Source organism: Acinetobacter sp. UBA3025 (assembly GCF_002367915.1).
Classification (GTDB): domain Bacteria; phylum Pseudomonadota; class Gammaproteobacteria; order Pseudomonadales; family Moraxellaceae; genus Acinetobacter.
Genome location: NZ_DFDO01000004.1, coordinates 463 through 9,013, shown reverse-complemented (window position 1 = coordinate 9,013; position 8,551 = coordinate 463). Strand labels below are relative to the sequence as shown.

Annotated in this window: 5 protein-coding genes; 2 read left to right on the top strand and 3 right to left on the bottom strand. The window is 45.6% G+C overall.

Annotated features, from left to right (window positions below; translation table 11 throughout):
• Window positions 1-146: 146 nt before the first annotated feature.
• Window positions 147-2,912, bottom strand: a complete 2,766-nt coding sequence (polA, locus tag B4J23_RS00125) for a DNA polymerase I (protein ID WP_291358116.1) — start codon at window positions 2,910-2,912, stop codon at window positions 147-149.
• Between the two features lie 161 nt (window positions 2,913-3,073).
• Here polA and B4J23_RS00120 point away from each other — a divergent pair, with 161 nt between their 5' ends.
• Window positions 3,074-5,779 carry a DUF2339 domain-containing protein gene (locus tag B4J23_RS00120; protein WP_291358114.1) on the top strand — a complete coding sequence of 902 codons (2,706 nt, stop codon included), beginning with the start codon at window positions 3,074-3,076 and terminating at the stop codon, window positions 5,777-5,779.
• 150 nt (window positions 5,780-5,929) lie between these two features.
• On the opposite strand, the gene B4J23_RS00115 is transcribed toward B4J23_RS00120, so the two are convergent.
• Both B4J23_RS00115 and B4J23_RS00110 read right to left on the bottom strand, forming a co-directional pair.
• The gene (locus tag B4J23_RS00115) at window positions 5,930-6,853 is read right to left on the bottom strand and encodes a mechanosensitive ion channel family protein (protein ID WP_004783545.1); all 924 of its coding nucleotides are present in this window, start codon (window positions 6,851-6,853) and stop codon (window positions 5,930-5,932) included.
• Window positions 6,854-6,862: 9 nt separating this feature from the next.
• Window positions 6,863-7,693 (bottom strand): hypothetical protein, encoded by an 831-nt coding sequence (locus B4J23_RS00110; protein WP_291358108.1) that lies wholly within the window; start codon window positions 7,691-7,693, stop codon window positions 6,863-6,865.
• 93 nt (window positions 7,694-7,786) lie between these two features.
• Between B4J23_RS00110 and B4J23_RS00105 the strand changes: the two genes are divergently transcribed.
• Window positions 7,787-8,551 (top strand): GspE/PulE family protein (locus tag B4J23_RS00105; protein WP_291358106.1); only part of this gene is annotated, 765 nt, incomplete at its 3' end.

Genomic DNA, 8,551 nt, shown 5'->3' with positions numbered 1-8,551 from the left:
CAAACTATGGGACAGCAGTGGCTTAGGCGTCCTTTTTTATTTCAAGAAAATTCCCTCTCCTTGTAGGAGAGGGTTAGGGTGAGGTCTATAAATTTAAATAACCTCCATCCCAACCTTCCTCCTAAAAGGAGGAAGGAGCTTTAGTATTAATGCGCTTCATCCCAGTTCATGCCTTTACCGACTTCCACAACCAAAGGTACAGAAATTTCAATCACGGATTGCATCACTTCAGCCAGTTGAGGCGCCAGTTCATCTGCAATCGCTTCATCGACTTCAAATACCAATTCATCGTGGACTTGCAGCAGCATTTTGGCTTGATCTTTAGGCAGCATTTTATCAACTTCAATCATCGCCATTTTGATGATGTCTGCAGCCGAACCTTGTAATGGTGCATTAATCGCAGCACGTTCAGCGGCTTTGCGGACCATCATGTTACGGGCATCGATATCCGGTGTATACAAACGGCGACCTAGAATAGTTTCGACAAAGCCTTGTTCCAATGCCACCTGACGGGTACGCTGCATATATTCATAAATCCCCGGATAACGGCGGAAATACTGTTTGATATATTCCTGTGATTCCTGACGAGTGAAACCTAACTGACGAGTCAGACCAAATTCAGACATGCCATAGAGCAGGCCGAAGTTCACGGCTTTGGCCTGACGACGCTGATCATTGGTCACTTCTTCGAGTGGGATGCCCAGAACTTCAGCTGCGGTACGACGGTGCACGTCCTGTCCATGGTTAAAGGCATCTACTAGCGCATCATCCTGAGATAAATGTGCCATGAGACGCAATTCAATCTGTGAATAATCCGCTGCGAGTAAGACACGACCTTCAGGCGCAATAAAGGCCTTACGAATCTGACGTCCGATTTCCGCACGAATTGGAATGTTCTGCAAGTTTGGATCGGTTGATGATAAACGGCCGGTTGCAGTCAGTGCCTGATGGTAACTGGTATGCACACGATGGGTCTCATTATTGGCCTGCTTGCATAGACCATCGGTATAGGTACTTTTCAGTTTAGACAGACCCCGATATTCCAGAATCAGTTCAGCAATCGGGTGTTCCAGTTTTTCCAGCACACTTTCACTGGTGCTATACTGGCCGGTAGAGGTCTTTTTGCCACCTTTTAAGCCCAGTTTGTCAAACAGAACTTCACCGACCTGTTTTGGAGAGCTGACATTAAACGCTTCACCAGCTATTTCCGTGATCTGATTTTCCAGATTCTGCATGGTTTGAGCAAACTCACAACCGAGCTGATCCAGAAAAGCCAGATCCAGTCGGATGCCATTTTCTTCCATGCTGGTCAGCACACGCGCTACCGGCATTTCAATATTATGCAGAATATTGACCAGTTCAGGATAAGTCTGCAGCTTTTTGCTGAGTACTTCAAACAGACGATAGGTCACATGCGCATCTTCTGCGGCATAGTGTGCTGCAGTTTCGATCTCGATTTTATTGAAAGTTTTTTGTTTGGCGCCTTTGCCTGCCACCTGTTCATAAGTGGTGGTTAAGTGGCTTAAGTACAGACGAGCAACATCGTCCATGCCATGGCGGGTGGCAACCGAGTTCAGCACATAAGAAGCCAGCATGGTATCAAAATACCAGCCCGCCAGATGAATGCCGTGATTTTCCAGAACATGCGCATCATATTTCAGATGGTGGCCAATTTTCTGAATGGCTTCATTTTCTAGAATCGGTTTGATCTGAGCCAAAATTTCTTCACGATTTAGCTGTTCTGGCGCACCTTCATAATCATGTGCTAGCGGTACGTAATAGGCATCCTGTGCATCAAAAGCCACTGAAAAACCAACAATCTGTGCAATACGGTAATCCAGACTGGTGGTTTCGGTATCAAAAGCAAAGCGTTTTTCAGTGTTTAAGCGTTCAAACAGCTTGCTCCAATCTTCCTGAGTCAACACAGTATGATACGTCGCTTCTCCAAGCTGATCGTTATCACTGCTGAGTGTTGCCTGCTGCTCATCGGCTTCCTGAGGTTCAGGTACGGCTTTGGCAGTAATCGATTGGGTAGCCTGCTTATAGTTGCGATTGTTTGGATTGTTCGGATGGTCTAGTGATTGCAGCTGGTTACGGAATTCCAGTTCGGTATACAGATTACGTAAAGCTTCTACATTTGGATCCTGAAGTTTCAGGTCATCATAAGTGAAGCTTAAATCCAGATCGCAAATGATGCTGGCTAATTGATGATCCAATGCAATGCCATCGGTATTGTCTTTAATATTCTGACCAACTTTACCTTTGATCTTGTCGACATTTTCCAGAATGCCACCAATCGAGCCATATTCATTGAGTAATTTGGCTGCAGTTTTCGCCCCGATGCCAGGCACACCCATAATGCCATCTGAGGCATCTCCCATCAGGGTCAGGTAGTCAATGATCTGGTTTGGCCATACGCCAAACTTTTCAAAAACCCCATCAACATCCATCGGTTTTTCTTTGAAACTGTCTTCTAAGGTCACTTTATCAGTCACCAGCTGTGCCATGTCTTTATCACCGGTTGAAATCAGTACCTGATGACCCAAAGCTTCAGCACGTTTAGCCAGTGTCCCAATAATATCATCGGCTTCCGCACCTGGCAGCATATGCAGGGGAATGCCCAGTGCACGAATCAAGGCATGTAAGTATGGAATTTGCTGTGACAGTTCTTCCGGCATGCTCGGACGGTCACCTTTATAAATAGGTGATAGCTCGTGACGGAAAGTCGGTTCAGGCGTGTCGAAAATCACCGCCATATGGGTTGGCTGGGTACGGCGCATCAGTTTTTGAATAGCAGAAATTGCACCACGAATTGCATTGGTGTGCAGACCGGTTGACGTGGTTAATGGTGGTAGTGCATGAAAGGCACGAAATAAAAAGTAAGAGCCATCGACCAAGACAAATGGTGGCATGTAATCAATTCCTTATTCAAAAAACAGTTTTATTGTACGTGATTTTTACTGCACTCGCAGGGGCAAGTCGGCTTCTACAGCTTAGCGAATATCGGGTGAAGATGAAATAAGCAGTACAAGCTGTTGTATGATGACATGGTTAAGGAACGAGAACGAGAAGAATGACGGCAGGGCAAAATGAATTGCGTATGATCTGGCTGATTAGTCTGGTAATTGTGGGAATAAGTGCATGGTATCTGGAATTGCAGATCGTGACTTATCTCACTGCTCTGGGTTTCCTGATCAGCGTGATGCAATATATCAGTGCCATTGAAGCGCCCGTGCGGGATCTGGCTGCACCGACCCAGGTGATTGTGACAGCCAATTCTAAAATACCGTTATATATTTCTTCTATTATCGCCATTGTCGGAGGCGTGACTGAGCTCAACTGGCTCATAGGTATTGGTATTACCGCCTGGATTTTCTTTCTATTACGCTGGCTACAACGTTTGGAACGTAACATTGTCCAGTTGCAATCTCGTTACCGGTCAGCAGATCGGACTCATCCAGAAACTACTCAACCAGATATTCCTTTACCTATTGCTGCTCAAGCTAGTCCAGAGCAACCACAATTGCTGGATCAGATCCAACAATGGATTTTTCGAGGAAATCTAGTTCTCAAAGCTGCGATTGCCATTTTGGTAATCGGAATCATTTTATTACTCCGTTTTGCGACAGAGCACTGGCAGCTGAGCTTGGCGGTAAAATTAGGACTGGTCGCTTTATCTGCTGTTGTTGTGACCGGATTGGGTTATACCCTGATCGCTAAAAACCGCAGTTTCGGTCTGGCACTAGAAGGCTTGGGATTAGGGGCACTATTTCTGACCTTGTTCTTTGCCTATTACAATCTGGTGATTGCCACGTTGCCACTGGCAGCTCTGGTGTTCTTGGTCATTTTGGCAATTACGCTGTACTTAAGCTTGAAACAGAAAAGTATTGAGCTGGCAGTCATGGCCTTATTCATTGCCTATCTGGCGCCGTTTACCTTGCCGACCCGAGATGCTTCTGCGGTTGAGTTCATCAGTTATTATCTGCTGATTAATATCGGCGTGCTGTTCCTTAGCAGTTTGCGGCCCTGGAAAATCCTGAACCAGATTGCTTTTCTGGTCACAGTCATAGTAGGTGGAATGTATAGCCTGATTCATGGTCATACATACGAACGTTATACGATGACGACTCTGATTCTGGCACATAGTGCGGTATTCATCTGGCTAGGCTTTCGTTTTAGCCAGTTACTGGCTCGGCAGGATCTTTCGCGTTTTCGTTTAAAACCGGTTCTGGATCTTGCCCTGATTTTCGCTGCACCGATTACCGCCTATATTTTCCTGTATCTGATTCATTTCAATCAGCCTGATCAAAAGCTTTGGCAAGCCGGGCTTAGTCTGTTATTTGTCGGGATATTTGCAGTCTGCTGGACCTTAGTTCGCCGTCGAGAGAGTATTCAGGTCATTTCCCAAAGTTATCTCAGCCTGATGCTGATCTTTCTGGCTTTGATTCCCCCCATTTTATTGACAGAGCAGTGGAGCGTAGTCGGTTGGGCGGTTGAAGGCGTACTGATTTATCTCTGGGCATTGGAAAAGAATATTCGGGTTGCGCATTATCTGAGTATGGGACTGCTGATCATGGCAGGCTTCAGTAGTGTTTACTATCTGATTGAGCTTAATCCCACACCGCGGGAAATTTTCTGGATTCTCAGCTTCTGTTATGTCGCCGTCGTCTTCCTGAGTCAGCTTAAAGCCAAATACCGCCAGCAGCTCAATAGTTTAAGTATCAGTTTTCTGAGCATTCTCAGTTTTGCTTCGACCCTGATGTTGTTTGCCTTGCTTGAAGATGAGTTTGCTCATGAACAGGCTTATATTTATAGTTTATTCAGTCTTGGACTGGGTTATACGGTTCTAAGTGAAATCATACAGCGCAAGCATCAGGAATGGTGCTGGTTATTGCCAAAATGGAGCGGTCTTACGCCATTGGTGATCATTGCGATTTTGCTGGCTGTTGATTATAGCGAAAATGGGATTCTGGTCTGGCCAAGTGCTTTGGAGCGTGGAATCTTTGCACTTTCATCATTATTGCTGGCTGCTTTATGGTTAAGACCGGTGAAAGGAATTGATTTATCCAAAGAGTGGATGAGCTTTGGGGTATTTGCCAGCTTGGATTTGGCTAGTGTATGCCTAATACCGAGCATGCCTTATCTCAGTATGGTAATTCTGCCTTTGGTATTCTGGTTCTGGTGTTATCGACAAAAAGAAAATTCAGAGTGGCGCTTACTCTGGCAAAGTAAAAACTGCTTGGTGTTAATGGGAGCTTGGTTAATATGCTCACAGCTGTTTAACCAGCAAGCTTTCCAATATTACTGGTTACCTCTATTCAATCCATTTGATCTGATCAGTCTGGCCATGCTTGCCAGTTTCCTGTGGATGCTGTTGCAGCAGATTCGGGCAGGACACGATCGCGGTATGATGTCGGTACTGATGGTGCTAAGCCTGTTATGGCTGTCGAGCTATATTGTATTACGGGCTCTACATATCTATCTGCAAACACCATTTAATAGTCTGGAATTATGGAGCAATGCTACGGTGCAGCTAAGCTTGACGATTCTTTGGGTATTGTTGGCTTGGGCAACCATGTGGACGGCTACGCTAAAAAGGCTTAAACCGATGTGGATTTTAGGAGGCAGTATTCTGGTGATCGTCAGCTTGAAGCTGGTGTTATTCGACTTATCTCATACCGGTACACTGACACGTGTGATTTCATTCTTGCTGGCCGGTGGGGTCATGCTACTGATTGCGTATATAGCACCAATGCCGGATGGGGAGAAAAGGGTTTGAATCTAAATTACTCGATTTGAGCGTTAATTTAATCTCCCCAAACCCTGAACGAGCTTAAAGCACAGCTTTAAGCGATATGTAAAAGAAAGACAGGCTTTTTATGACAGTCCCTCCCTTAGTAAAGGGAGGTTAGGAGGGATTTAGAAAAAGTTATTTTAAATCCGGCTCTCTCTTCAGCTCTTTCTCATTGGCATATTGATCAACGTCTTCATTTTCCAGTGGGCGAGCCAGTGGATGATCAACAAAGCCCATTTTCGGTACCGGAATTTCAATCTGATTATCGAGAAAGCCATTTCGGATCCGTTCCTGCATCTCATCACGGACTTTTAGATAATTTTCCTGCTGACACCAAATCGCAAACAAAAGTTCAATCGAAGATTCACGGAAGGCGGTGACTGTTACAGCTGGTTTTGGATCGGCCAGAACCAGTGGATATTTATTGGCAACATCCAGCAGTACTTCACGCACTTTGATGATGTCTTCATGGAAATTAATAGCCAAGGTAATCGGAATACGCCGGATTGGAAACTTGGACAAGTTGTGTACCGGAGCCCGAATCAGTTGTTCGTTCGGCAAGCGTACATAAATATTGTCTTGGGTAAGTAGTTTAACCGAGAGCAGATCAATCGAAATCACTTCACCTTCAACGGTATGTCCACGAATCAGTGTAATCTGAATGGTATCACCCACTTCAAAAGATCCTTCACCAATCAGGAAGATACCGCTGATCAGGTTGGATGCAGAGGTTTGGGATGCGAAACCCAGTGCGACGGTTAAAATACCTGCTGCACCGAGAAAGACACTGAGTTTAAATCCGGCTTCCTTCAAACTCGCCATCACAAACAGCAGGAAAATAAAGTAGAAAATCCCGCGGCGCCAGACCATTTGCTGATGCGCATTAAAGCGTATACCAATAGTACGGATAAAAGCATTCGAAAAAAAACGTGCGATCAGGAAACCAATAAAACACAGCACAACCGCGACGACGATTTCAGTCAGGCGATCGGTATTAATATTGGTAAATACTCCCTTGAGACTGTTGGTGACTTCGGTTGGAATATTCGAATTTGGCATCACACGCTCTTAGAAAAATGAATCAAACATATTAAATAAATTTCCCGCCGGATCACGCGGTGGGTGTAAATAATCCACTTCACCCGCATTGGGCGGGGTACGGTTTTCCACCCGGATCCGGGGTGGGCGATCCAGACCTTCATGCAAAACCTTAATCTGCGAGGTCCACAGACGTTCAGTGCTGGCACTATAAAAGAGAGGCAATGCAGGTACTGGAACATTCATCCGATCGAAACGCAGTTGCTGCTGACTGGTATTATGAAACTCAATTGGAGTCACAGCACGGAATGCACGAGGACGTAATTGTTGCAATTCAGTCCGGCCATCGACTGCGGTAGCATAGCAAATTTCACCGGAACGGTGATTTGGCCCAAACCAGGTATCTTTCGGTAAAATCACTGGAAGATCAAAAATCGGTTCACGTTGACCTTCGACAAAACCGGCAATCCATAGCGGGGTGCTGATATAGAGGGTTCCACGTTGTCCAGCCGGAATATAAATCGGATCAACCGGTTTAATTACTACGGAGCGATTCGCCAGACGCGGCATAAGCTGTAACTTGCTTTGGGTAGATTTGAACATATAGCGTTCAATTTTCACCGGTGTCGGAAATGCAAACAGTGGATCATTAATCTGATGCCATTGCTGTTCATAATCGTACTGAACCCTCGGACGGTAATATTCTAGTCGCCATTCCTGCAAGCCTCGGGTCAAACGAAACAGCAGAGAGCCAAATTGCCAGGCCTTGGACTCGTTAATTTCAAAACTTTGCTCTCCCCACCATTGGATTCGGGGAGACTGCAGGTTTAATTCATCTTGATCTTGCGGCAATGTTGGCATCCTTTCTTGCTAAATCTTTGAAAACATACTTCACGCTGTCATATGCTTAGAGTACACTCAATTTAAATTTTTTCATCATTATTATAATCTGCGATGCAAGTACTGAAACAATTACAAATCCCGTATAGCTTTGCGAAACGTCATGGTGTGCTGCTGCGTTATGAGGGGGATCAGGCTTTTATTGTCCGTCGTGACAATACGTCTATGCTTGCATTGCAGGAAGCACGCCGTTTGCTGGGCCATCCGGCTCAGTATCAACATTGTACAGAACAAGAATTCAATCAGTTACTCAGTTCCAGTTTTGCCGGCGATAGCGGTGAGTCACAGCAGGTGGCTGCCGGACTGGAAGATCACCCGGATTTATTAAGCCTTGCTGATTCGGTCCCTGAGGCTGAAGACTTGATGGATCAGGAGGATGATGCGCCTATTGTCCGTCTGATCAATGCCTTGTTGTCTGAAGCAATCCGTGTTGGCGCTTCAGATATTCATGTGGAATCTTTTGAAAAACGACTTTCCGTACGTTTGCGTGTCGATGGGCAATTGCGTGAAATTGTGCAGCCACGTCGTGAACTGGCACCATTACTGGTATCACGGATCAAGGTCATGGCCAAGTTGGACATTGCAGAAAAACGGATTCCTCAGGATGGCCGTATTTCCTTACGTCTGGCAGGTCGTGAAGTCGATGTGCGTGTTTCGACTTTGCCATCCTCTTATGGCGAGCGGGTGGTGATGCGTTTGCTGGACAAGCAGGCCGGCCGTCTAAATATGACCCATCTTGGCTTGATGAATAATGATTATGATCGACTCAAGGCCCTAGTGCATCGCCCTCATGGCATTATTCTGGTGACTGGACCTACA